Raw genomic sequence first — 23,113 nt, forward strand, 5'->3', positions numbered from 1 at the left:
GGTCCCCCTTACAGTGGGCGCAGGATGCGGTCGAGGAACTCGCGCGTGCGCGCGTGCTGGGGAGAGCCGATCACGTCGGCGGGGCGGCCCGCCTCCAGGACGGTTCCACGGTCGACGAAGAGCACCTGGTCGGCGACCTCGCGGGCGAAGGTCATCTCGTGCGTCACCACGACCATCGTGCGGCCCTCCGTCGCCAGGTCCCGCATCACGGTGAGGACGTCGCCGACCAGCTCCGGGTCGAGGGCCGAGGTCGGCTCGTCGAACAGGACCACCCGTGGCCGCAGCGCGAGGGCGCGCGCGATCCCCACTCGCTGCTGCTGCCCGCCGGAGAGCTGGTGCGGGTACTTGTCCGCGTGGTCCTCGAGCCCGACGCGGGCGAGCAGATCGCGCGCCTCCGCCTCCACCTCGGCGGCCGGGCGCTTCTGCACCACGACGGGCCCCTCGGTCACGTTCCGCAGCGCGCTGAAGTGCGGGAAGAGGTTGTGCGACTGGAAGACCATCGCGCTCTGCGCGCGGTAGCGCTGCAGCTCCGCCTTGCTCGGCGCGCCGGCACCGAAGTCCACCGTCGCCTCGCCGACGGTGACGACGCCCCCGTCCGGCAGCTCCAGCGCGTTGAGCGAGCGGAGCACCGTCGTCTTGCCCGAGCCGGACGGGCCGATGATGACGGTGACCGTCCCCTCCGGGACGGTGAAGTCGATGCCGCGCAGGACCGCCACGTCCCCGAAGGACTTGGTGAGGTCGTGCACCGAGATCAGGTCGGTCATCGCGCCACGTACCTTTCGAATCGATCCTCGAGACGGGACTGCACGAGGCTGAGCGCCTGGCAGATCACCCAGTAGTAGCAGGCCGCGACGACGTACATGACGAAGAAGTCGTAGGTGGGCGCCGCGGCGATCTGGGCCTGCCGGAACAACTCGGTGACGAGGATCGCCGACGCCAGCGACGTGTCCTTGACCAGCGAGACCAGGGTGTTGGCGAGCGGCGGCGTGGCGGTCCGCGCGGCCTGCGGCAGGATGATCCGGCGCAGCGAGGTGCGGTAGTCCATGCCGATCGTGGTGGCGGCCTCCCACTGCCCGCGCGGCACCGCGCCGATGGCCGCGCGGATGATCTCCGCCGCGTACCCGCCGACGTTGAGCGAGAAGGCGATCACCGCCGCGAGGAACGGATCGAACACGACGCCGGCGAGCGGCAGGCCGTAGAAGATGATGACGAGCTGCACCAGCAGCGGCGTACCGCGGATGATCGAGATGTACGCGCGGGCCACCCCGCTCACCCCGCGCCGCTTCGACATCCGCGCCAGCGCCACGCCCAGCGCGATCGCCAGCCCGATCACGAAGCTGATGGCGGTGAGCGGGATCGTCTTGGTCACCGTGGCCTTGAGCATCGGGACCAGGTTGCGGCGCACCATGTCCCACGTGCTGGAGCCGTGCTGTTCCTGCGCCGCGGCGCCGAAGAACCGGTCGGAGATGCGCTGCGCCGTGCCGTCGGCGCGGATCTCGGCCAGGCCGCGGTTGATCTCCGTGATGAGCCCGGAGTTCTTGCGGGCCGCGAACACCGAATCGGACTTGTCCGGTGTCTCCGCGGCGATCTCGACGGGCGCGCCGGGCGTGACCGTCAGGTAGTTCCGCACGACGCCCGTGTCGTTGACGACGACGTCGACCCGGCCCTGCGCGAGCACGTTCACCGCGTCGGTGAAGCTGTTGACCGCCTCGATCCGTGCGCCCGCCTTCTCGGCGACGCCGGACCAACTGCTGGTGATGCTCTGCGCGGCGGTCTTCCCGCGGATGTCGGCGAGCGAGCGTACCGAGGTGTCGCCCTTGCGCACCAGGATCGAGCCGCCGGTCTGCAGGTAGGTGTCCGACAGGTCGTACTTCGCCGCGCGCTCGGGGCTGGCCGAGACCTGGTTGGCGACCAGGTCGAACCGCCCCGCCTCCAGGCCCGCCATCATCGAGTCCCACGGCGTCTCGACGAATTCGACTCGCCGGCCGATCTTCTCGGCGATGGCGGTGATCATCTCCACGTCGTAGCCGGTGAGCTTCCCGGCGTCGTCGTGGTAGCTGTACACCTGGTAGACGCCCTCGGTACCGACCCGCAGGACGCCGTTCGGCGGCGGCACCGGGTCGGCCTGCGCCGGCAGCGGGGCCGCGACCACGAGCAGTGCGAGCACCACGAGGAGGGCGCGGTGCAGGGTGCGGGCGGCTGATCGCATGCGTCGTTCTTAGCACCGGCGCCGGTCGCGCGCGGCGCGACAGCCGTGTCGAATCTTTTTTCAACTCAGGGGTTGAACAATGCGCGACGGCGGCGTACCGTCGTATTCAACGGAATGGTTGAACACGAAGGAGGTGCACCACGAACGACGACACCGACGACCTGTCCAAGGCGTTCGCGGCACTCGCGGACCCCACGCGCCGCGACATCGTCGCGCGCCTCGCCGACGGGGACGCCACCCTCACGGAGATCGCGGAGCGCTACGACGTGAGCATCCAGGCCGTCTCGAAACACCTGACCGTGCTGGAGAACGCCGGCCTGATCAGCAGAACCCGCCGTGCCCAGGCTCGCCCCGCCCACCTCGAGGCCGAGGTCTTCGACCTCATGAACGGGTGGATCGAGCGATACCGGCGCCGCGCCGAACAGCGCTACCAGCGCCTCGACGCGGTCCTCGCCGAGATGAACGCCGAAGAGAACCCCACCCCCATCACCGAAGAAGGAGCTGCATCGTGACCATCATCAACGCCGAGGCCGGCATCGAGGCCTCCACCACCCTCCCCACCATCACCATCACCCGCGACTTCCAGGCGACGCCGGCGCAGCTGCACCGCGCCCACACCGACCCCGAGATCTACGCGCGCTGGGTCGGACCGTCGAGCATCGACACCGAGATCCAGCACTGGGACGCGCGCACCGGCGGCAGCTGGGCGTACGTCAGCAAGAGCGGCGACGAGCGCTACGCCTTCCACGGCAGCTTCCACGACGTCACGGAGGACCGGATCGTGCAGACCTTCACCTACGATGACATGCCCGAGTCCGTCTCGCTCGAGACCATGACGTTCGAGGACCTCGGCGACGGCCGCACGCGGCTGCGCGCCGTCTCTCTGCTCGACAGCTTCGAGAGCCGCGACGGCATGCTCGCCAGCGGCATGGAGGCCGGCATCGTCGAGGGCTACGCCAAGCTCGACCGACTCCTCGCGGACGGCGAGGTGTAGCGGTTACCGTCGGGGTATGACGGCACCGGTACGCACGCACGTCGCCGACGGGCTGGGGGTGCTCACCCTCGGCGCCGCCGCGCGGCGCAACCCCCTCTCGCTCGCCACGATGCGGGCGGCCACCACCGCGCTCGAGGGCTTCGACGCCGACCCCGCGGTGCGGGTCATCGTGATCCGCGCCGAGGGGCCGGCGTTCTCGGCCGGGCACGACCTCGGCGAGATGGTCGGCCGCACCCTCGACGAGGAGCGCGAGATCTTCGCCGCCTGCACCGATCTCATGGCCGCGGTGCACCGCGCGCGACAACCCGTGATCGCCCAGGTGCAGGGCATGGCCCTGGCCGCGGGCTGCCAGCTGGTCGCGACCTGCGACCTGGCGATCGCCGCCTCCGATGCCCGGTTCTCGACACCGGGCGTGAAGATCGGACTGTTCTGCTCGACGCCGATGATCCCGCTCACGCGCGCCGTCGGCCGCAAGCGGGCGATGCAGATGCTGCTCACCGGCGAGATGATCAACGCCGAGACCGCCGTCGAGTGGGGCCTCATCAACGCCGCGGTCCCCGCCGACCAGCTCGAAACGACCGTCACCGACCTGGCGCACCGCATCGCACAGTCGAGCGGCGCAACGCTGGCGATCGGCAAGCGCGCCTTCTACGACCAGATCGACCGCACCGAGCCGGACGCCTACGCCGCGATGGCCGAGGTGATGGCGACCAACGCCATGACCCCGGACGCGCAGGAGGGCATGACGGCGTTCCTCGAGAAGCGCGACCCCGTCTGGCGATGATGACCCGGTAACTTAGCAGCATGAAGCTGCCTCGGCTCCGCGCCGACTACGGGTCGATCCTGCTGGGGTCCGCCGACGACAGCTCGCGGCTGACCCGGGTGCGGGTCCAGCTGGTGATCACCATCGGCGTCATCGTCGCGAACCTCATCGGCGTGGGCCTGGCCATCGCGCTGGCCACCGTCGGCATCCCGGAACCGTCGATCCCCTGGGACGCCTGGTGGATGAACTACCTGGTGGTCCCGCTGTACATCGCGATCGCCTTCGTGCTCGGCGCGACGATCGGGACCGTCCGCCTGGTGCGATCGCTGCGGTGGTCGATCCGCCGGGAGGAGCCGACCGCCGCGCAGGCGCGGGCCGCGATCGTCGGCCCGTGGCGACTCACCGCCCTGGAGGCGCTGCTGTGGGGCTGCGGCACGGTCGTGATGACCGTGGGCTACGGCATGATCGACCCCGACCTGATCCCCAAGATCGCGCTGGTCACGGGCCTGTCCGGAGTCGTGGTGTGCGCGATCTCCTACCAGATCACGGAGTTCGCGCTGCGGCCCGCGGCGGCGCAGGCGCTCGAGGCCGGGTACCGCGCGCCCCGCAAGGGCAGGCTGCGGATGCGGGCGGTGACCGCGTGGGCGATCGGCTCCGGGGTGCCGATCCTCGGCATCTTCCTCGTGGTGCTGTTCGGCACGTTCCGCGACGACACCACCAAGCTCGACATCTTCGTCGCCGTCGCCGCGCTGGCCGCGATCGCGCTGCTCACCGGTCCCCTGATCGCCCTGCTCAACATCGACGCCCTCGCCGCTCCCCTGCGCGTGCTGGGCGGCGCGATCCGCCGCGTCCGAGACGGCGAGACCGACGTGGCCGTCCGCATCTTCGACGGTTCCGACATGGGCGAGCTGCAGGCGGGGTTCAACGAGATGACGGCCGGCCTCGCCGAGCGGGAGCGGTTGCGCGACCTGTTCGGCCGGCACGTGGGCCGCGACGTCGCCGAGTCGGCGCTCGGCGCCGGCGTGCAGCTGGGCGGCTCCGAGCAGGTGGTCGGCGTGCTGTTCGTCGACGTCGTGGGCTCGACGACACTGGCGCGGCAGCGCCCGGCGACCGAGGTGGTCGAGCTGCTCAACCGGTTCTTCGAGGTCATCGTGACCGCCGTCGAGGAGAACGACGGCCTGGTCAACAAGTTCGAGGGCGACGCCGTGCTCGCGGTCTTCGGCGCGCCGCTGCCCCACCCCGACCCGGCGGGCGGCGCCCTGCGCGCCTCCCGGCTCATCGCGGAGCGCCTGCCGTCCGCGGTGCCCGACCTCCGGGCCGGTATCGGCGTCTCCTACGGCGTGGTGGTGGCGGGCAACGTGGGCGCCATCGAGCGCTACGAGTACACCGTGATCGGCGACCCCGTCAACGAGTCCGCGCGCCTGTCCGAGGTCGCCAAGCGCGACACCTCCCTGCCGATCGCGTCCGAGCCGGCGGTCATGGGCGCCCGCGAGGCCGAGTCGCAGCACTGGCGGTTCACCGACGAACTGGAGTTGCGGGGCCGCGACGAGAACACCCGGCTCTACTCGCCGCCGGCGTCCAGAACGAGCACGTCGTCGACGAAGGTCGTGCCGCCGACGGTGAACTCCCGCACCCCCACCGCCACGAACCCCGACTTGGCGTAGAACCGCTTCGCGCGGGCGTTGTCGGCGTTCACGCCGAGCCACACCGGCAGGCCGCCCGCGTCGGCGCGGACCGCGTCGAGCAGGGCGCGGGCGACCCCGCCGCCGTGGTGGCCCGGGTCCACGTAGAGCTTGGACAGGTAGGCCGACGGTGCGCCGCGCAGCGCCGCGGGGCCCTCGTCGTGCACGCCGTGCAGCACCAGCGCGTAGCCCACGGGGCCGTCCGGCCCGTCGACGACGAGCACGCGGTGCGCGGGATCGGCCAGGTGCCGGTCGAACTCTGCCTCGCTGAGGTGGGCCGCCACGAAATCGTCGATGTGCTCGGGCGACAGCGTGGGCGGGCACGCCAGCGGGAAGGTGCGGGCCGCGAGCGCGGCCACCGCCGCGGCCTCGCCGGGCCCGGCGCGCCGCACGCGCGCCCGGATCGGCGCCGTCATCCGCGCCCCAGCAGCCGGTCGGTCTCGCGCCGCTCACGCTTCGTGGGGCGACCCGCGCCCCGGTCGCGCTGCGGCATGGACAGCACGATCTCCCGGGGCGGGGGCGGCGGGCTGTTGTCGATGTAACAGGTGGCGGCGACGGGCGCGCCGACCCGCTTGGGGATCAGCGTGGTCACCTCGACGATCCGTTCGCGGCCGCCGAGCCGCAGCCGCACCTCGTCGCCCACCACGACGTGCTGCGCGGGCTTGGCGGTCGCGCCGTTGACCCGCACGTGCCCGCCGCGGCAGGCGGTCGCGGCGGCCGACCGGGTCTTGGTCAGCCGCACCGCCCACAGCCAGGCGTCGACCCGCACGGCTACCGCGCGCGGAGCAGCCGCGACAGCCCGACGGCGCCGAGCACGCCGAACGCCACCAGCAGGAGCAGGCCGAGGCCCGCGCCGCCGATGAGCCAGCCGACAGCGACGACCACCACCGCGGGCGCAGCCATCGCCGCGACCATTCCGGGGTGCTGTTTCACGACGTCCAGCGCGGCCTTCTTACGCGCGGGATCGAGCTCTTTTCCAGCCATGTCACCAATGTACGCATTCCCGGCAGGGCAAGATCGGGGCATGACGGTGCTGGCGCTCATGCGACACGGAGAGTCGGGCATGTCGATCCCCGACGAGGCCCGCCCGATCAGCGCGAACGGGCGCGATCAGGCCCGACGGTCCGCCGCCTGGCTGGCCGAGCAGGGTCTCGCGCCCGGCCACGCACTGGTCTCCGCGGCGCGGCGCACCGTCGAGACCTTCCACGCGATGGACCTGCCCTGCCCGATGACCGCCACCGAGCAGTTGTACGAGTGCACCGGACGCCGCGTGCTCGAGGAGATCAACGGCGTTCCCGGCGACGTCGACGTCCTGCTGGTCGTGGCGCACTTCCCCGGCCTGCCGGAGGCGGCGGCGGAGCTCGACCCGGGCGCCGAGCTCCCGGGTTTCGCGCCGGGCACCGTCGTGCTGCTGGACCTCGACGACGGACCGGCGGCGCCCGGTTCGGGACGGATGCTGTCCTGGTTCACCCCGTAGGATGTCCGATATGGGCACCCTGATCCTGCTGCGGCACGGCAAGTCCGCGTACCCCGACAAGGTGAAGGATCACGACCGGCCCCTGGCACCGCGCGGCGTCCGGCAGGCCGGGCTCGCCGGCAAGGCGATCCGCCGGTTCGGGCACGCCGTGGACCTCGTGCTGTGCTCCACGGCGGAGCGCGCCCGGGCCACGCTGGAGCAGGCCGCCGTCGAGGCGCCGGTGCGGTACCTGCCGGCGCTGTACGGCGCGACCGGCGAGGAGATCCTGGCGCTGGTCGACGCGGAACGGGGCGACGCCGACACGGTGCTGGTCGTCGGCCACGACCCCGGGGTCGCGGAGGCCGCAGAGATCCTCGACCCCACCTTCACCTTCGCCAAGTTCCCGACCTCGGCCTTCACGGTCATCCGGGAAGGACACGCGGAGTTGCACATCCCTCGCTAACGTGAAGTCGTGACTCATCGCGCGCGCTTCGAGAACTCCGCCGGATCCCTGTTCACCGACGGGCTGCGGGGCGTCCTCGCGGCCCACCCCGACGCCGCCTGGCACGATGCGGGCTTCGTCGCCCGCCGCACGCCGCGCACCTCCGGCGTCGCCGTGGTCTCCGGCGGCGGCTCCGGGCACGAGCCGATGCACGTCGGGCTGATCGGCGCGGGCATGCTCGACGCCGCCTGCCCCGGCCTGATCTTCACGTCCCCGAACGCGGTGCAGGTAGCGGCCGCGACGCGCGCGGTGGACACCGGCGCCGGCGTGGTGCACGTGGTGAAGAACTACACCGGCGACGTCATGAACTTCGCCGTCGCCCGCCGCCTCGTGGCCGCACCCGACGGCGACGCACCGGCCGTCGCCACGGAGTTCGTGCTGGTCGACGACGATGTCGCCACCGAGGACACCTCCGGGCCCGGGCGCCGCGGCACCGCCGCCACGGTCGTGGTGGAGAAGATCTGCGGCGCGGCCGCCGATCGCGGATCGTCGCTGGCCGAGGTCGCCGCGGTCGGGCGCCGCACCGCGGCTCGCGCCCGGTCGATGGCCGTCTCCTTCTCCGCCTGCAACGTGCCCGGCGCCGACGCGCCGTCCTTCGACCTGCCCGACGGCCAGATGGCCTTCGGCGTCGGCATCCACGGCGAGCGCGCCCGCGACGAGCGGCCCGCGACCGCCGCCGAGGAGATCGTCACCGACCTGCTCGCGCGGATCCTCCCCGGCACCGGCCTCGCCTCGGGCGACCGCGCGCTGGTCGTGGTGAACAACCTCGGCGCCGTCACCGACCTGGAGACGGGCGTGCTCTTCGCCGAGGCCGTGAAGCAGTTGGCCGAGCGCGGCATCGAGGTCACCCGTTCGCTGGTCGGCCGCTTCGTCACGGCCCTGGACATGGCCGGTGCCTCGCTCACCGTGGTCCCGCTGGACGACGAGCTCCTCGCGCTGTGGGACGCGCCGACCTCCGCGCCGGGCTGGCCGCACGCGGCGACGGCACCGTCGAACCTGGACCCGCTGGCGCACGCCCGCCCGGACGACGCCGCCGACACCGGCGAGCCGAACGCCTGGCTCTCGGACTTCGTGGGGCGGGTGCAGCGGTCCGTCGACGAGCTCACCGAGCTGGACCGCAAGGCCGGCGACGGTGATTTCGGCACCAACATGGCCGCCGCGCTCGGCCACTTCCCGCTGCCGCTGCGCGGCACGGACGGCGAGGTCCTCGAGGCGATGGCGACCTCGTATCTGGTGCGGGCGGGCGGCACCTCCGGCGCCGTCTTCGGGACCTTCTTCACCGAGCTCGGCCGGGCCCTGCAGGCCGACGGTGCCGCCTTCGGCCGCGGGGTGCGGGCCGGGCTCGACGCCGTGGTCGACCTGGGCGGCGCGCGGGTCGGCGACAAGACGGTGGTGGACGCGATCTCCCCCGCGGCCGACGTGCTCGACGGTGGCGGCTCGCTCGCCGACGCGGCGGCGGCCGCGGCGCAGGGCGTCGCCGCGACCGCGGACAGCACCGCCTCACGCGGCCGCGCCAGCTACCTCGGCGACGCCGTGAAGGGCGTGCCGGATCCCGGTGCGCTGGTGATGTCCTGGCTGTTCGAGGCCGCGGCTGCGAACCGTTAGGTGAGCCGCTCCCGGAAGAACGGGACGAGGTTCTCGAGCGCGACGCCGGTGGGGCCCGGCTGGTCGTAGAGGTCGTAGTGCGAGGCTCCCTCGACGACGACGAGCTGCTTGTCCTTCGACGCCGCCCGGCCGTACAGCTCCATGCCGAGGCGTTGCGACGCGAAGGCGCCCGGCTTGTCGCCGATCACGACCATCAGGGGCTGGGTCAGGAAGGTCTCGACGCGGTCGTAGGCGTCCCAGTCCGCCAGCGCGCCCTGCAGCGCGAAGTTGAAGCTGGTCTTCCCGCCCGGCGCCTGGCCACGGTCGGTCTTGTAGTAGTCGGTGGCCTCGAGCACGTCGATGTCGCCGACACCGGCCGCCTTCGCCGCTTCCACCGACGGAGGCAGCAGATCGTTGATCTGCTCGGCGGCGCCCCGGGCCTGCGCGGTGCGCTGCGCCGCGATCGCCTCGAGCATGCCCATCGGGTTGTACTCGGAGAAGCCCTCCCGCATGAGCCGGCCGACATTGCTGCCGACGACGGTGCTCAGCGCCTTGATCCGGCGGTCGATCTTGGTCGCCGCGACCGCGTATCCCGCGCCGCCGCAGATCGCCAGCACGCCGATGTTGTCGGCGTCCACGTAGGGCAGCGTCACCAGGTGGTCGATGACGAAGCTGAAGTCGCTGGTCCGGAAGCCGGGATCCTCCACCGATCGCGGATCGCCGCCGCTGTCGCCCTGGAAGGACGCATCGAAGGCCGCGACCACGAATCCCGCCTCGGCGAGCGCCGCGCCGTAGACGTTGCCCGAGGTCTGCGCCTTGCAACTGCCGGTCGGATGGGCCGAGACGACCGTCGGGTACGTCTTCGACTCGTCGAACCCGGGCGGGAAGTGGAGATCGACGGCGATGTCCCACGCCCATCCCTTGGCCGCGACGGTGGTGATGTTCTCTGCCATGACGTTTCCTCTCGTCGGTGGTGGCTGTGCCAACCACGCTAGAGAGAGGCTCCGCACCCAGGAAGGCTCGAATCCTGCCTAGGAAGAATCCTTCCCAGGCAGACGGCGCGGATCCGGGACTAGCCTGGCGACATGGCTGGATCCGCGAGTGCCACACCGCACCTGAAAGAACTCGGCGAGTTCCTGCGCACGTGCCGCGGGCGCCTCTCGCCGACCGATGTCGGCCTCGCGGACATCGGTACGCGACGCGTCTCCGGGCTGAGGCGAGAGGAAGTGGCGCAGCTGGCATCGATCAGCACCGATTACTACACGCGCATCGAGCAGGGCCGGCTGAGCCCGACGGCTCACGTCCTCGACGCCCTCGTACAGGCCCTCCGGCTCGACCCCGACCAGGTGGACTACGCGGCCAGCCTCCTCGACCACGCCGCGCAGGCGCCTGCAAGACAGGTGAAACGCCGCCCCGCGCGCGTCCGGCCGCAGGTCCTGCGACTGCTCGACCAGCTCACCGAGACCCCCTCACTCGTGCTAGGACCACGCACCGACATCCTGGCGTGGAACCCCCTGGCCGCCAGGGTCTATGCGGACTTCGACGCGATGGATCCCCGTGAGCTCAACTACGTCCGCCTCATCTTCACGAACCCGGCGATGCGCGAGCTGTTCGTGGACTGGCCCGCGGTCGCCCGGTCGTGCGTCGCGATCCTGCGCCGCGAGGCGGCCGCGAACCCGGCCGATCCGGCGTTGTCCGCGCTGGTCGGCGAGCTCACCATCGCCGATCAGCAGTTCGGCCAGTGGTGGGCGATGCGCAACGTCGCACGGCAGGACTTCGGCACCAAGGTCCTCAACCACCCCGAGGTGGGCGAGCTCGTCCTCGACTGGGAGATCTTCCGCTACGCGGGCGCGCCCGACCAGCAGTTGGTGCTCAACTCCGCGGACGCGGACTCCCCCACCCGCGAGCGCCTGCGGCGCCTCCTCCCCTGACGCGCGCGGTCACGCGGGCGGATCGACGAACAGGTCGTAGTCGATGGGCACCGCGCCACCGTACGGGCGCAGGTCCGTAACGCCCGCGCCGCGTACCAACTCTGCGTCGAGGAAGCACCGCCCGGTCACCGACAACGGCTGCGCCAGCAGCACCGCCGCGGCATCGGCCATGATCTGCGGGTCGCGGGCGTGCGCCGTCGCCTCGTCGCCGCCGAGGAGGTTCTGCACCGCAGCCGTCGCGATCGTCGTCTCCGGCCACAGGCAGTTGGCAGCGATCCCCAGATCCGCGAACTCCGCCGCGAATCCCATGGTGAGCAGCGACATCCCGTACTTACCCAGCATGTACGCCGGGTAACGACCCAACCAGTCGGGCGACAGGTTGAGCGGCGGCGACAGCGTGACCACCCGTCCTTCCTCTGCCCGCTCGAGGTGCGGCAGACATGCCTTCGTCAGCGCGAAGGTGCCGCGGGTATTGACCTGCTGTGTCAGGTCGTAGCGCTTCATGGTGATCTCGGCGGTGGGGATAGTGCTCAGCACGCTGGCGTTGTTGACGCACACGTCGATGCCGCCGAACCGGTCGACGGCGGTCGCCACGAGGCGGTCGATGTCGTCGTCGGAGCGCAGATCGCCGACCACGCCGACCGCAGCGCCCTCGCGGCCGGCGGCACCGTCGATCTCGGCGACCGCGGTGTGGATCGTGCCGGGAAGGCGCGGATCGGGATCGTCGGTCTTGGCGAGCAGCACGATGTTCGCGCCCCGCTCCGCGAGTGCGACGGCGATCGCGAGACCGATCCCACGGCTGCCCCCGGACATGACGACGGTGCGGCCGGCGAACGCCCCCGGGCCGGGCTCGGTGATGAGGGTGGCGGACATGGGATTCCTTCCGTGCAGCGGATTGCTCTGCGCCCACGCTAGGACTGTCGGACGGGGCCCCACCATGTCCGCAGCGCACCGAACCCGGGCGCGGCTTTGTCGTCCGCGACGAACCGATGCCCCTCAGTGCCAGTTCGGTTCGAGGATCGCGGGGAAGCGCCGGCAGAGGAGGAGCGCGATCTCGACGTCGAGGCGCCCCTCCTCGATCGGGCGGCCGCGGCGTTCGACGGCCTTGCGCACGCGGTACTTGACGGTGTTGGTATGGAGGTGCAGGAGCGGCGCCGCGGCGGTGAAACTCGCCCCGGCCTCCAGGAACACCTGCAGTGAGTGCCGCAGGTGCGCATCGGATTCTGTGGGCTCGGCGAGCGGCCCCAGGACCTCCCGTACCCACACGTCGGCGGTGGAGAGATCGCCGTCGAGCATCGCCGCGATCACCACCCCCGGGTCGCCGCTCGCAACCGATACTCGATCGTGGCCCGCCGCCCGCAGCGCAACCGCGCGGGCGTGCTGGGCCAGCTCGTGCGACCGCACGAAGCCCTCGACCCCGCTGCGCGGAGCGCCGATAGCGACCGAGGGAGCCGAGCCGTCGCGGTCGGCCATCTCGCGCAGCGCGGTCACGGCACCGTCGACGGACGACGCGGACAGGGGGATCCACCCCCAGGCGGTCGATCTGTCATGGGCCAGGAACAGCGGCGCCGTCGTCGCTCCGACGTGCTTCGCCGCCGCCCTGAGGAACCGCTCCATCCCGATCAGCTCGCCCCGCTCGAGCACCGGTTGCGGGTACCACAGGATCACCGCGAGGCTGTGCTGCCGCAACGGATACCGCAACGCCGAGGACAGATCGTCCACGTGGCCGACAGTACCGTCGAGGATGCGTCGTACCTGATCCCCGAGGATCCGCTCACGGCCCTCCCGCCACCGATCCAGCTCGAGCCGGTAGACCTCGATCACCTGCTCGGAGATCCAGTCGATGTACTGCGACGTCGCATTGAAGGTGGCCTCGAACACCTCCAGAGCCGTGTCATGGCCACTTCCGCCCGCGCGGACCTCGGCGAACACCAGGCGCAGCAGTTCCTGCTGTCCGAGGCGGTACGCGCGCACCAGCGCATTGGGCGTCACATCGTGCTGCGCCAGCCGGCGCGCGTACTCCACAGCGGCGACGGGCGCCGTCACGCCCGCGACATCGATACCGTGCCGGATCGCGGCGAAGATCGTCGTGACGTTCCCCTCGACGCTAGCCCGGAGCAACTCGATGAGCTGCGGATCGCCCCGGAGCTCGGCGATCTCCGCGAGGATGACCTGCTGCACCGCATCGGTGACTTCGGCGACCCGCGGTTCCATGCGCCGGATGACCGCGGCCGCCGCGGATGCCGGCTCCATCGGCGCCGACGCGTTCGGGATGTCGGGCATGCCGCCGAGCCTAGCCACGACGACGCGCGCGATCCGGCGATCGCGCAGATCGGCCGGTTGTTCGTCGAGGACAAAACGGAGCCGAACGTTGGCCCGGACGCACGATGTGATCCCGATCACGGAGTCCTACGTTCGACTGTGAGCCCCATCACTGAAGTCACCTGAGAGGTCACGATGCACTTCGCACTCCTACCCGGCGCCCGGGCCCGGACGGCGCCGTCGGACCCCGCCGTCGCCGACGACGTACGGACCCTCGACAACGCCGCGTTCCACCAGCTCACGGAGCGCGCTGCCGCCACGCTCGCGGCCCACGGCGTCCGCCGCGGCGACATCGTCGCCGTCCTGCTCCCCAACACGGCCGACCTCATCGTTACCCTCTTCGCCGCCTGGCGACTCGGCGCCGCGGCCACACCGATCAACCCTGCGCTCACCGCCGACGAGGTGCGGTACCAGGCGACCGACGCACGGTCGGCGGTGTTGGTCACCGACAACGTCCGCGAGGAGGATCTCGGTGCACCGCTCCTCCTCACCTCCGACCTGTACGCGGACGCCCCGGCGCCGGAGCCGGTCGCCGACGACGACCTGGCCCTGCTGATCTACACCTCGGGCACCACCGGACGCCCCAAGGGCGTGCGACTCGACCACGCCAACCTCACCGCGCAGTGCACCTCCCTGATCGAGGCGCTCGGCGTCACCGCCGAGGACCACAGCCTCCTGATCCTGCCGCTGTTCCACGCCAACGGCATCATCGCCGGGACGCTCACCCCGCTCCTCGCCGGCGGCCGCACCACGGTGGCCGGACGGTTCCAGCCCGCAACCTTCTTCGACCAGGTCGAGCGGGTGCGGCCCACCTACTTCTCGGCGGTGCCGACGATCTACCAGATGCTCGTCGACCTGCCCGCGGACGTGCACCCGGACACCTCGTCGCTGCGGTACGGCATCTGCGGCGCCGCGCCTGCAAGCGTCGAACTGCTCGGGAAGGTGGAGCGGCGCTTCGGTTTCCCTCTCGTCGAGGGGTACGGACTGTCGGAGTGCACGTGCGTCGCCACCGTCAATCCGTACGACGGGGTCCGCAAGCCCGGCTCCGTCGGACCCGCCATCCCCGGGGTCACCCTGCGGATCATCGGGCCTGGCGACGAGCCCCTTCCCGCGGGCGATCCCGGCGCCGTACTCATCGCCGGCCCGAACGTGATGCGCGGCTACCTCAACCGCCCCGAGGACACCGCCGCATCCCTCGTGAACGGCTGGTTGCACACCGGCGATATCGGATTCCTCGACGAGGACGGCTATCTCACTCTCGTCGACCGCGCGAAGGACATCATCATCCGCGGTGGGGAGAACATCTACCCCAAGGAGATCGAGTCCGTCGTCTATCAACTCCCCGAGGTCGCCGAAGCCGCCGTCGTCGGCCGGCCGGACCCGAAGTTCGGCGAGGTTCCGGTGCTGTACGTCGCACTGTCCGACGGTGCCCCGTTCGATCCCGATGCGATCCTCGCGCACGCCGCGACCAGGCTCGCCAAATACAAGCTTCCCGTGGAGATCACGAGTCTTCCCACCCTGCCCAAGAACGCCGTCGGAAAGCTCGACAAGCCCACCCTACGGAAGCTCGACGCGCCCGCCGGCGCATAACCGATCCATTCCCGCCCCGCCCTGTCGACCAAGGAGTAACAATGGGTTTCAAGGACCCGGTCTTCCCAGCGGTGGACCCCCAGGAGTTCCTGACGTCCCCGCTGCGCGACCGCATCAAGGTGGTGTCCACCCAGTGGGCCGGCTTCGGCTTCGGCTCGCCGTACATTATCCACTGCATCTACATCGTCAAGCTCTTCGTCTTCTACGGCCTGTTCGGGGTCATGATCGCGACCTGGACCTCGGGCCTGAGCCCCTGGAACATCGCGGAGTGGTGGCGTGAGCCGATCGTCTACGAGAAGCTCATCCTCTGGACGCTCCTCCTCGAGACCATCGGCATCGGCGGATCCTGGGGTCCGTTGGCGGGCAAGGCGAAGCCGATGACCGGCGGTATCCAGTTCTGGATCAAGCCGAACACGATCCGGCTCCGCCCGTGGAAGTGGGTGCCCGGTACCGCCGGCAACCGGCGCACGATGTTCGACATCGCGATCTACGTCCTCCTGCTGGTGTCCTACGTCGTGCCGATGGTGCTTCCCGGTACGACCGACGTGAACGGATTCACCGAGGCGATGACCAAGGTCGGCGTCGAATCCACGCACGGCCTGGTCGATCCGAAGCTGCTGATCGCGCCGATCGTCCTGCTGGTGATCATGGGCCTGCGGGACAAGGTGATCTTCCTCGCCGCCCGCGGCGAGCAGTGGTTCCCCGCACTCGTGTTCTTCGCCCTCCTGCCCACGATCTCCCCCGACGGCTCGGGGGTCACGAACGTGATCATCGCGCTGAAGATCCTCATCGGCGTGGTGTGGGTCGGCGCCGGATTCTCCAAGCTCAACGTGCATTTCACCATGGTCATTCCGCCGATGGTGAGCAACGCCCCGGTCAACCCGTTCGCCGGGATCCGCAAGGCGATGTACAAGAACTACCCCGACGACGTCCGCCCCTCGGGCCTGGCGAAGTTCATGGCCCACGGCCCGGGCGCCGTCGTCGAGATCGTCGCACCGCTCGTGCTGCTGTTCTCGAACAACTGGTACGTCACGCTGGCCGCCGGCCTGCTGATGATCGGCTACCACCTGTTCATCATCTCCACGTTCCCGCTCGCCGTGCCTCTCGAGTGGAACCTGATCTTCGCCTACGCCACCGCGATCCTGTTCCTCGGCTTCCCCGCCAACGACGGATTCGCCCTGTGGCAGATGAACCCGGCCTGGCTCGCGATCATCGTCGCCGCCCTACTGCTGTTCTTCCCGATCCTCGGCAACTTCCGCCCCGACCTCGTCTCCTTCCTCCCCTCCATGCGGCAGTACGCCGGCAACTGGGCCACGGGCCTGTGGGCCTTCGCGCCCGGAGCCGAGGAGAAGCTCAACCGCGTCACCCGCTCCGCACCCAACCAGATCGACCAGTTCATCGCCGCCGGATACCCGCCGGACTGGGCGGAGATCACCCTGCAGATGACCATCGGCTGGCGCTCGCTGCACAGCCAGGGCCGTGGCCTGTTCTCCGTGATGCACTCGGTGGCCCCGGACATCGATCGGCGCAACGTCCGCGAGGCCGAGTTCCTGTGCAACTCGATCCTCGGCTGGAACTTCGGCGATGGACACATGCACCGCGAGGACATGATCGCCGCCGTCCAGGAGGAGGCGCAGTTCGAGCCAGGTGAGTGCCTGATCGTCTGGGCCGAGTCCCAGCCTGTGCACAAGAACTTCCAGCGCTACAAGGTGATCGACGCCGCCCTGGGCGTCGTCGAGGAGGGCACCTGGGTGGTCGCCGATCTGGTCGAGCACCAGCCGTGGCTGCCCAACGGCCCCGCGAAGCACACCGTCAGCTGGTCCCGGATCCGCACCGGAACGCGGGAGAACGCATGAGCACCGCCACCGTCGTCGGTGCCGGCCCCAACGGCCTCGCCGCGGCGATCACTCTGGCCCGCGCAGGAGTCGACGTCACGCTCCTCGAGGCGGCCGACACCGTCGGCGGTGGCACCCGATCGTTCGAAGCGATCATCCCCGGCCTGATCCACGACCACTGCGCGGCGATCCACCCGATGGCCGTCGGCTCCCCCTTCCTGAACTCGATGGACCTCGGCCGGCACGGTCTGCACTGGTTGGACGCCGAGATCGACTGCGTCCACCCCCTCGACGACGGGAGCGCGGGCGTGCTGCGGCGCGGCGTCGCGGACACCGCCGCCGGCCTCGGGGCCGACGGTGCGCTCTGGCGGGGACTGTTCGGCAGCACCGTCGAGAACATCGACAAGGTGGGCCCGGCGATCCTCTCGTCGCTCGTCCGGGTACCGCGGCACCCGCTGGCACTGGCCCGGTTCGGCGCCCCGGCACCGCTCCCCGCCTCCGCGCTGGCGCGGATGTTCCGCACCCCTGCGGCCCGCGCCCTGTGGGGAGGCGTTGCAGCCCATACCTTCCGGCCCCTGCACCAGCCGATGACCTCGGCCATCGGCCTGGGCCTGCTGTCTGCCGGGCACGCGTACGGGTGGAAGGTGGCGGAGGGCGGGTCGGGCGCGATCGCAACGGCCCTCGCCGCCGAGTTCGAAGGCCTGGGCGGCGACATCGAGACCGGTGCGCGGATCACGTCCCTCGCGGAGCTGCCACCGAGCGACACCGTGCTCTTCGACCTGGATCCGGCGCAGGTCGCGCGAATCGTCGGAGACCGCATGCCGTCCCGGATTCGCCGTGCCTACAATCGATTCCGTCGTGGACCCGGCGCCTTCAAGGTCGACTTCGCCGTCGAAGGCGGCGTTCCCTGGGTCAACCCCGACGCACGTCGATCCAGCACCGTCCACCTCGGAGGCAAGTACGACGAGGTCGCCGCGACAGAACGGGAGATAGCCGCCGGCCGGATGCCGCGACGGCCGTTCGTCCTCGTCGGCCAGCAGTATCTCGCCGACCCGTCGCGGAGTGCGGGAGACATCCACCCCGTCTGGAGCTACGCCCACGTCCCCCACGGCTACACGGGCGACGCCACCGAAGCCATCATCGCCCAGATCGAACGCTTCGCCCCCGGCTTCCGCGACCGCATCATCGGCACCGCCGTCTGCACCACCACCGAGATGTCGCGGTACAACGCCAACTTCACCGGCGGCGATATCAACACCGGATCCAAGGACCTCCTCCAACTCGTCTTCGGCCCCCGGATCACCGCCCACCCCTACGACGCCGGCGTCTCCGGCATGTACATCTGCTCCGCCGCCACACCACCGGGACCCGCAGCACACGGCATGTGCGGCTACCACGCCGCCACCCGCGCGCTGAAGAAGCTGGGACACCGCTCCCCGCAGGCGATCAGCGACACCACCGAGGCCTAGGAGAACACGATGACCACCGCCATCCCGACCCGCACCGACGACCTGACCGGGCAGGTCGCCTTCGTGACCGGAGGCACCCGCGGCATCGGTGCCGCGATCGCCCGGCGCCTCGCCGAACAGGGCGCGAGCGTCGCCGTCGGGCACAGCCGCGAGAGCACCCAGGCCGACGCCTTCATCGACGAGCTGCGCGACCTCACGGCGGCCTCGGGCGCCACCGCGTCCGGGCACGTCGGCAACGTGGGTAATGCCGACGACTGCCGCCGCACCGTGGCAGAGGTGATCGACACGCACGGCCGGCTCGACATCCTCGTCAACAACGCCGGGATCACCGCGGACAAGGTGATCCTGGACCTCACCGACGAGGACTGGGAGTCCGTGCTCCGGGTCAATCTCTCCGGCTCCTTCTACATCGCACAGGCAGCGCTCGCGCACATGGTCGACAGGGGCACGGGGCGGATCATCAACCTGTCGTCCGTCGTCGGCGAAACGGGCAACGTCGGCCAGGCGAATTACGCCTCGTCGAAGTCCGGGCTCTTCGGCCTCACCAAGACACTCGCCCGGGAGGCCGCGTTCGCGCTCTCACGCCTAGGCAAGCTGGACGGTAACGACATCGGCATCACCGTGAATACCGTGAGCCCTGGAATGGTCGGCACCGAGATGGTCAACTCCATGCCCGACAGAGTCATCGCGAAACTGCGTCAACAGATCCCGGTCGGTCGCATCGCCGACCCGTCGGAGGTCGCGCGCGTCGTTCACTTCCTCGCGTCCGACGCCTCGGGCTACATCACCGGTCAGGTGTGGGGTGTCAACGGCGGCTACGACATGTGATGCGCCCCGACCGGGAGCTGTGCCTCCGTCAGACCTTGATCGCGGGGCGGGCGCCCGCGGGGCCGGCGAACACCGTCCGGCCCAGGCCCTGCCAGACCAGCAGGACGATGCCGAGGGTCACCGAGACGGCGCCGGCGGGGACGTCGAGCGGCCAGTAGGCGATCGCGCCGGCGACGATCATCGCGACGCCGATCCCCACCGAGACCGTCAGGTCCTGCTTGGCCATCGGGATCATCTTCCGGCCCGTGGTCCACAGGCTCACGGGCGTGCGGCGCAGCACCTCGCTGATCGCGACGGTGAAGAACGCGGTCACGATGAACGTGCAGATGGTGAGGATCGGGGCGTAGACGTCGAAGCGGAAGCGCTGGATCGTGGGCGCCAGCTCCTGCAGCGCGAAGGCGTGCACCAGGAAGATGCCGAACGAGCGATCGGAGGCGGTCGTGAGGAACTTGTCCCAGAACGAGCCGGCGGTGCGGTAGTCGGACCAGTAGGTCCCCGCCGCGTACAGCGCCATGATGATCATCACGAACATCACCGCGGCGTAGGGGCGGAAGACGTTCGCCGCGTCGGTCGGGAACAGGCCGACCATGCTCACCTTGTACCCGTAGGCGATCAGGGTGACGATCACGACGCCGATCGCGACGGTGATGACCCGCCCGCGGAAACGCGAGAACCACGCCCGGACCTCGCCGAGGTGCATGGCCGCGATGCAGCCGAGCAGGGTGAAGAACTGGTACGGGAAGATCGTCGCCGGCAGGTGGTTCCACAGCTTCGCGAGCAGCCCGTAGTTGAACATCTCCGGGCGCGCGGTGGTCATGTAGTGCAGCAGGACCAGGTGGAAGACGAAGCTCGCCGCCAGGATGTACTTGTGGTACCCCATGGTCCAGCGGAGGAACTTCAGCAGGAACGGGAAGATCAGGTACACCTGCATCGTCACGAAGACGAAGTAGAGGTGGTACCAGGCGTCGCCGGTGAGCAGGTCGTAGGCGAGCACCTTGAGCGCCGCCTTCGTCGACTCCCACGTCTCGAAGGTGCGCGTGACGTTGGAGAACGCCGGCGGCCACATCACGTACATGTGGTAGAGCCAGTAGAAGACGCTCCAGGTCAGGAAGGGCAGGCCCACCGCCTTGTACCGGCGGCGCCAGAAGTCGATCGGGTCCAGCTTCCGGTCGCGGTACTGGTACACCAGGACGAAGCCGGTGAGCGCGAAGAAGGCGTTGCGGGTGTAGTGGAAGATCGTCTGGATCGCGTTCGACGCGACGCTGAACGGGAACGTGGTGCCCGAGACGCAGTGGTCGAAGATGACGCCCGCGAAGGTCACGATCCGCACGATGTCGAGCTCGTAGAGGTGCCCGCCACCGCGCTTGGGCTTCGACGGTGCCCCATCGGTCGCGGGCACGGGCCGATCGGGCACGGGCTGCTCGGGCGCGGGTACCGCCACGGGCTCAGGCGTCGGTTCGACGCCGCGGTCGCTCATCGTCTGGTCCACACCCACTGATCACAATCCTGACTACAGCACAGCAATACCTGGTCACAGGCCCTTCGTACGGTAGCCGTTGCGACTGCGCCGCTCCAACTCAGACGCGCATTGCCAGGAGACTGCCAGGACGCCCCGCACGGCCCGTCCCGCGGCCGAAGAGGTTGTGAGCAGGTGGGCAATGCGCGCCCCGCATGGCTCGTCCCCCGCCCGACCGTGCCGAGAGACCCGCCGCGCGGGAGACGACGGCGCGCGGGTTGCCGGCGGTTTCGGCGGCGAGATCGCAGGTCGCGCTCTCCGAAACCGCAGGGAATCCAGCACCGTCCGGACCGCGAACTCAGTTGGCGGTCCAGCCGCCGTCCATCGTGTACGAGGCCCCGGTGACCATCGCGGCGGCGGGGCTGCACAGCCACGCCACCAGGCCCGCGACCTCCTCGGGCTCGATGAGCCGCTTGATCGCCGGGCGGGCGAGGAAGACCTCGTCGGTCACGCGCTGCTCACTGATGCCGTGCGCCGCGGCCTGCTCGGCGATCTGCCGCGCCACCAGCGCGGTGCGCACGTAGCCGGGGTTCACGCAGTTACTGGTGACGCCGTGTTCCCCGCCCTCGAGTGCGGTCACTTTGGACAGGCCCTCCACACCGTGCTTGGCCGCGACGTAGGCCGCCTTGTACTTGGACGCGCGCAACCCGTGCACCGAGGAGACGTGCACGATCCGGCCGAAGCCGCGTTGGTACATGCCGGGCAGGGCGGCGCGGGTGAGCAGGAAGGGCGCCTCCAGCATCAGCGCGAGGATGCGGTGGAACCACGCGGGGTCGAACTCCTCGATCGGCGCGACGTGCTGCACGCCCGCGTTGTTGACCAGCACGTCGACGTCGAGGTGCAGGTCCGCGAGCGCCGCGGTGTCGGTGAGGTCGAGCTCGAGCGCGGTACCGCCGATCTCCGCGGCCAGGTCCGCGGCCGCGGCGCCGTCCCGGTCCACGACGGTGACGGCGGCACCGTCGGCGGCGAGGCGGCGCGCGACGGCCGCCCCGATCCCCGCGGCGCCGCCGGTCACCATCGCCCTCACGCGCGCACGTCCTGCGCTGCGCGGTCCAGCATCGCCCGGTCCTCCGCGTCGATCGTGGCGAGGTCGATCCCCTTCGTCTCCCGGACGAAGAAGACCGCGAGGAAGGTGATGCCGCACGCGATCGCCAGGTACACGGCGACGGGCACGGCGGAGCCGAACTCCTTGAGCAGCTTGGTCGCGATGATCGGGGCGAGCGAACCGGCGGCGATCGACGTGACCTGCGCGGCCAGCGAGACGCCCGAGTAGCGCATGCGCGTCGGGAACGACTCGGCCATGATCGCGGGCTGCGGCGCGTACATCAGCGCGTGGAAGACCAGGCCGATGGTCACCGCGGCGACGACGACCGCGCCGTGGCCGGTGTCGAACATCGGGAAGGCGAAGAAGCCCCACGTCGCGGCGAGCGCGGCGCCCGCCCAGTAGACGGGCCTGCGGCCGACGCGGTCGGTCAGCGCACCCGCGTACGGCATCACCGCGAAGTGCACGGCGTGCGCGATGAGCAGCCACATGAGGATGTCCGAGGTGTCCATCTTCACGACGGTCTTGAGGTACGTGATCGAGAAGGTGACCACGAGGTAGTAGAAGATGTTCTCGCCGAAGCGCAGGCCCATCGCCGAGAGCACGCCGCGCGGGTACCGCTTGACCACCTCGACGACGCCGTACGAGACGGCCTTCTCCTGCTCGATCTGCTGCTGGGCCTCCTTGAAGATCGGCGACTCGTCGACCTGCGTGCGGATGTAGTAGCCCACGAGCACGATCACCGCGGACAGCCAGAACGCGATGCGCCAGCCCCACGCGAGGAAGTCGTCCTCGGACAGCGCGTTGGTCAGGATCAGCAGCACGACGGTGGCGGCGAGGTTGCCGCCCGGCACGCCGGCCTGCGGCCACGACGCCCAGAAGCCGCGGGACTTGTTCGGGCTGTGCTCGGCGACGAGCAGTACGGCGCCGCCCCACTCGCCGCCCACCGCGAAGCCCTGGATGAAGCGCAGCACCACGAGCAGGAAGGGCGCCCAGTAGCCGATCTGGTCGAAGGTGGGCAGGCAGCCCATGAGGAAGGTGGCGACGCCGACCATGAGGATCGAGACCTGCAGCAGCTTCTTGCGGCCGAGCTTGTCGCCCAGGTGACCGAAGACGATGCCGCCGATCGGGCGGGCCGCGAAGCCCACCGCGTAGGTCACGAACGCCGCGATGATGGCGTCGTACTCGCTGGCGCCCGCCTTGAAGAAGATCTTGTTGAACACCACCGTGGCGGCGATGCCGTAGAGGAAGAACTCGTACCACTCGACGACCGTGCCGGCCATCGACGCGGCGACGATCTTGCGGAGGCCCCCGGGGCGTTCGAGGGACTGCTCCTGGTCGGTCTGCGCCATACCCACTCCTTGTGCGACGGATCACGGCCGCGATCGAG

The 23,113-nt window shown here is 70.3% G+C and carries 22 protein-coding genes and 1 pseudogene; 12 read left to right on the forward strand and 11 right to left on the reverse strand.

Going from position 1 to position 23,113, the window contains the following annotated elements:
• Nucleotides 1-8: 8 nt before the first annotated feature.
• Both ELY19_RS03970 and ELY19_RS03975 read right to left on the reverse strand, forming a co-directional pair.
• Entirely contained in the window at nt 9-764 is a 756-nt protein-coding gene (locus ELY19_RS03970) for an amino acid ABC transporter ATP-binding protein (protein WP_126195048.1), read from the reverse strand.
• Nucleotides 761-2,209, reverse strand: coding sequence for an ABC transporter substrate-binding protein/permease (locus ELY19_RS03975; RefSeq protein ID WP_126195049.1), 1,449 nt, complete (start codon nt 2,207-2,209; stop codon nt 761-763). Before ELY19_RS03975 ends, ELY19_RS03970 begins: the two co-directional genes overlap by 4 nt.
• Nucleotides 2,210-2,370: 161 nt before the next feature.
• On the opposite strand from ELY19_RS03975, the gene ELY19_RS03980 reads away from it, so the two are divergent.
• Genes ELY19_RS03980 through ELY19_RS03995 form a run of 4 tightly spaced genes read left to right on the forward strand, consistent with a single transcriptional unit; the run spans nt 2,371 to nt 5,630 of the window.
• The gene (locus ELY19_RS03980; RefSeq protein WP_126195050.1) at nt 2,371-2,721 is read left to right on the forward strand and encodes an ArsR/SmtB family transcription factor; all 351 of its coding nucleotides are present in this window, start codon (nt 2,371-2,373) and stop codon (nt 2,719-2,721) included.
• Nucleotides 2,718-3,203 carry an SRPBCC family protein gene (locus ELY19_RS03985; protein WP_126195051.1) on the forward strand — a complete coding sequence of 162 codons (486 nt, stop codon included), beginning with the start codon at nt 2,718-2,720 and terminating at the stop codon, nt 3,201-3,203. The genes ELY19_RS03980 and ELY19_RS03985 overlap by 4 nt, the downstream gene beginning before the upstream one ends.
• A gap of 16 nt (nt 3,204-3,219) precedes the next feature.
• The gene (locus ELY19_RS03990) at nt 3,220-3,987 is read left to right on the forward strand and encodes an enoyl-CoA hydratase (RefSeq protein ID WP_126195052.1); all 768 of its coding nucleotides are present in this window, start codon (nt 3,220-3,222) and stop codon (nt 3,985-3,987) included.
• 20 nt (nt 3,988-4,007) lie between these two features.
• The gene (locus ELY19_RS03995) at nt 4,008-5,630 is read left to right on the forward strand and encodes an adenylate/guanylate cyclase domain-containing protein (protein ID WP_126195053.1); all 1,623 of its coding nucleotides are present in this window, start codon (nt 4,008-4,010) and stop codon (nt 5,628-5,630) included.
• Here ELY19_RS03995 and ELY19_RS04000 read toward each other — a convergent pair.
• The 3 genes and pseudogenes from ELY19_RS04000 to ELY19_RS04010 all read right to left on the reverse strand — a co-directional run bounded on the left by ELY19_RS04000 (nt 5,528) and on the right by ELY19_RS04010 (nt 6,632).
• On the reverse strand, nt 5,528-6,064 hold the full coding sequence (locus tag ELY19_RS04000) for a GNAT family N-acetyltransferase (protein ID WP_126195054.1): 537 nt from the start codon (nt 6,062-6,064) through the stop codon (nt 5,528-5,530). The genes ELY19_RS03995 and ELY19_RS04000 overlap by 103 nt on opposite strands.
• Before the next feature lie 5 nt (nt 6,065-6,069).
• Nucleotides 6,070-6,417: pseudogene (hslR, locus tag ELY19_RS04005) on the reverse strand (Hsp15 family ribosome-associated heat shock protein); the annotation flags it as partial.
• A 2-nt stretch (nt 6,418-6,419) separates the two neighbouring features.
• A complete protein-coding gene (locus tag ELY19_RS04010) occupies nt 6,420-6,632 on the reverse strand; it encodes a hypothetical protein (RefSeq protein WP_126195056.1) in 213 nt (70 codons plus the stop codon).
• A gap of 40 nt (nt 6,633-6,672) precedes the next feature.
• On the opposite strand from ELY19_RS04010, the gene ELY19_RS04015 reads away from it, so the two are divergent.
• From ELY19_RS04015 to ELY19_RS04025, 3 genes are read left to right on the forward strand one after another with little or no spacing between them, the layout of a single operon-like run.
• A complete protein-coding gene (locus tag ELY19_RS04015; RefSeq protein WP_164711507.1) occupies nt 6,673-7,125 on the forward strand; it encodes a SixA phosphatase family protein in 453 nt (150 codons plus the stop codon).
• Nucleotides 7,126-7,135: 10 nt separating this feature from the next.
• The gene (locus ELY19_RS04020; protein ID WP_126195058.1) at nt 7,136-7,567 is read left to right on the forward strand and encodes a SixA phosphatase family protein; all 432 of its coding nucleotides are present in this window, start codon (nt 7,136-7,138) and stop codon (nt 7,565-7,567) included.
• A gap of 9 nt (nt 7,568-7,576) precedes the next feature.
• Complete coding sequence (locus ELY19_RS04025; protein WP_126195059.1) at nt 7,577-9,211, forward strand: dihydroxyacetone kinase family protein; 1,635 nt, start codon at nt 7,577-7,579, stop codon at nt 9,209-9,211.
• Here ELY19_RS04025 and ELY19_RS04030 read toward each other — a convergent pair.
• The gene (locus ELY19_RS04030) at nt 9,208-10,143 is read right to left on the reverse strand and encodes an alpha/beta hydrolase (protein ID WP_126195060.1); all 936 of its coding nucleotides are present in this window, start codon (nt 10,141-10,143) and stop codon (nt 9,208-9,210) included. The two genes, ELY19_RS04025 and ELY19_RS04030, sit on opposite strands and share 4 nt — an antisense overlap.
• 132 nt (nt 10,144-10,275) lie before the next feature.
• Between ELY19_RS04030 and ELY19_RS04035 the strand changes: the two genes are divergently transcribed.
• On the forward strand, nt 10,276-11,121 hold the full coding sequence (locus ELY19_RS04035) for a helix-turn-helix domain-containing protein (RefSeq protein ID WP_126195061.1): 846 nt from the start codon (nt 10,276-10,278) through the stop codon (nt 11,119-11,121).
• Between the two features lie 9 nt (nt 11,122-11,130).
• Here ELY19_RS04035 and ELY19_RS04040 read toward each other — a convergent pair whose 3' ends face one another.
• Nucleotides 11,131-11,994 carry an SDR family oxidoreductase gene (locus ELY19_RS04040; protein ID WP_126195062.1) on the reverse strand — a complete coding sequence of 288 codons (864 nt, stop codon included), beginning with the start codon at nt 11,992-11,994 and terminating at the stop codon, nt 11,131-11,133.
• A gap of 123 nt (nt 11,995-12,117) precedes the next feature.
• Nucleotides 12,118-13,524, reverse strand: a complete 1,407-nt coding sequence (locus ELY19_RS04045; RefSeq protein WP_227967177.1) for a PucR family transcriptional regulator — start codon at nt 13,522-13,524, stop codon at nt 12,118-12,120.
• A 54-nt stretch (nt 13,525-13,578) separates the two neighbouring features.
• Here ELY19_RS04045 and ELY19_RS04050 point away from each other — a divergent pair, with 54 nt between their 5' ends.
• The 4 genes from ELY19_RS04050 to ELY19_RS04065 are packed head-to-tail and all read left to right on the forward strand — an operon-like array spanning nt 13,579 to nt 19,165.
• Nucleotides 13,579-15,033 (forward strand): class I adenylate-forming enzyme family protein, encoded by a 1,455-nt coding sequence (locus ELY19_RS04050; RefSeq protein WP_126195063.1) that lies wholly within the window; start codon nt 13,579-13,581, stop codon nt 15,031-15,033.
• A gap of 41 nt (nt 15,034-15,074) precedes the next feature.
• Nucleotides 15,075-16,889: a DUF3556 domain-containing protein gene (locus ELY19_RS04055; RefSeq protein ID WP_126195064.1), complete on the forward strand. Its 1,815-nt coding sequence runs from the start codon at nt 15,075-15,077 to the stop codon at nt 16,887-16,889.
• Nucleotides 16,886-18,337 carry a phytoene desaturase family protein gene (locus tag ELY19_RS04060; RefSeq protein ID WP_126195065.1) on the forward strand — a complete coding sequence of 484 codons (1,452 nt, stop codon included), beginning with the start codon at nt 16,886-16,888 and terminating at the stop codon, nt 18,335-18,337. Before ELY19_RS04055 ends, ELY19_RS04060 begins: the two co-directional genes overlap by 4 nt.
• Nucleotides 18,338-18,346: 9 nt before the next feature.
• Nucleotides 18,347-19,165, forward strand: a complete 819-nt coding sequence (locus tag ELY19_RS04065) for a 3-oxoacyl-ACP reductase family protein (RefSeq protein ID WP_126195066.1) — start codon at nt 18,347-18,349, stop codon at nt 19,163-19,165.
• 28 nt (nt 19,166-19,193) lie between these two features.
• Here the strand turns inward: ELY19_RS04065 and ELY19_RS04070 are convergent, their stop codons facing one another.
• The 3 genes from ELY19_RS04070 to ELY19_RS04080 form a co-directional block, all read right to left on the reverse strand.
• Nucleotides 19,194-20,660, reverse strand: coding sequence for an acyltransferase (locus ELY19_RS04070; protein ID WP_126195067.1), 1,467 nt, complete (start codon nt 20,658-20,660; stop codon nt 19,194-19,196).
• 319 nt (nt 20,661-20,979) lie between these two features.
• Nucleotides 20,980-21,699 carry a 3-hydroxybutyrate dehydrogenase gene (locus tag ELY19_RS04075; RefSeq protein WP_126198685.1) on the reverse strand — a complete coding sequence of 240 codons (720 nt, stop codon included), beginning with the start codon at nt 21,697-21,699 and terminating at the stop codon, nt 20,980-20,982.
• Nucleotides 21,700-21,704: 5 nt separating this feature from the next.
• Nucleotides 21,705-23,075 (reverse strand): MFS transporter, encoded by a 1,371-nt coding sequence (locus ELY19_RS04080; RefSeq protein WP_126195068.1) that lies wholly within the window; start codon nt 23,073-23,075, stop codon nt 21,705-21,707.
• Between the last annotated feature and the right edge of the window lie 38 nt (nt 23,076-23,113).

Origin of the sequence: Tsukamurella paurometabola (genome assembly GCF_900631615.1) — a bacterium.
GTDB lineage: Bacteria > Actinomycetota > Actinomycetes > Mycobacteriales > Mycobacteriaceae > Tsukamurella > Tsukamurella paurometabola_A.

Excerpts from the sequence above, each read along its gene's own strand:
- ELY19_RS03970 (WP_126195048.1), bottom strand. The coding sequence starts at position 764 with ATGACCGACCTGATCTCGGTGCACGACCTCACCAAGTCCTTCGGGGAC.
- ELY19_RS03975 (WP_126195049.1), bottom strand. The coding sequence starts at position 2,209 with ATGCGATCAGCCGCCCGCACCCTGCACCGCGCCCTCCTCGTGGTGCTC.
- ELY19_RS03990 (WP_126195052.1), top strand. The coding sequence starts at position 3,220 with ATGACGGCACCGGTACGCACGCACGTCGCCGACGGGCTGGGGGTGCTC.
- ELY19_RS03995 (WP_126195053.1), top strand. The coding sequence starts at position 4,008 with ATGAAGCTGCCTCGGCTCCGCGCCGACTACGGGTCGATCCTGCTGGGG.
- ELY19_RS04000 (WP_126195054.1), bottom strand. The coding sequence starts at position 6,064 with ATGACGGCGCCGATCCGGGCGCGCGTGCGGCGCGCCGGGCCCGGCGAG.
- ELY19_RS04010 (WP_126195056.1), bottom strand. The coding sequence starts at position 6,632 with ATGGCTGGAAAAGAGCTCGATCCCGCGCGTAAGAAGGCCGCGCTGGAC.
- ELY19_RS04015 (WP_164711507.1), top strand. The coding sequence starts at position 6,673 with ATGACGGTGCTGGCGCTCATGCGACACGGAGAGTCGGGCATGTCGATC.
- ELY19_RS04020 (WP_126195058.1), top strand. The coding sequence starts at position 7,136 with ATGGGCACCCTGATCCTGCTGCGGCACGGCAAGTCCGCGTACCCCGAC.
- ELY19_RS04030 (WP_126195060.1), bottom strand. The coding sequence starts at position 10,143 with ATGGCAGAGAACATCACCACCGTCGCGGCCAAGGGATGGGCGTGGGAC.
- ELY19_RS04035 (WP_126195061.1), top strand. The coding sequence starts at position 10,276 with ATGGCTGGATCCGCGAGTGCCACACCGCACCTGAAAGAACTCGGCGAG.
- ELY19_RS04040 (WP_126195062.1), bottom strand. The coding sequence starts at position 11,994 with ATGTCCGCCACCCTCATCACCGAGCCCGGCCCGGGGGCGTTCGCCGGC.
- ELY19_RS04050 (WP_126195063.1), top strand. The coding sequence starts at position 13,579 with ATGCACTTCGCACTCCTACCCGGCGCCCGGGCCCGGACGGCGCCGTCG.
- ELY19_RS04055 (WP_126195064.1), top strand. The coding sequence starts at position 15,075 with ATGGGTTTCAAGGACCCGGTCTTCCCAGCGGTGGACCCCCAGGAGTTC.
- ELY19_RS04060 (WP_126195065.1), top strand. The coding sequence starts at position 16,886 with ATGAGCACCGCCACCGTCGTCGGTGCCGGCCCCAACGGCCTCGCCGCG.
- ELY19_RS04065 (WP_126195066.1), top strand. The coding sequence starts at position 18,347 with ATGACCACCGCCATCCCGACCCGCACCGACGACCTGACCGGGCAGGTC.
- ELY19_RS04075 (WP_126198685.1), bottom strand. The coding sequence starts at position 21,699 with ATGGTGACCGGCGGCGCCGCGGGGATCGGGGCGGCCGTCGCGCGCCGC.
- ELY19_RS04080 (WP_126195068.1), bottom strand. The coding sequence starts at position 23,075 with ATGGCGCAGACCGACCAGGAGCAGTCCCTCGAACGCCCCGGGGGCCTC.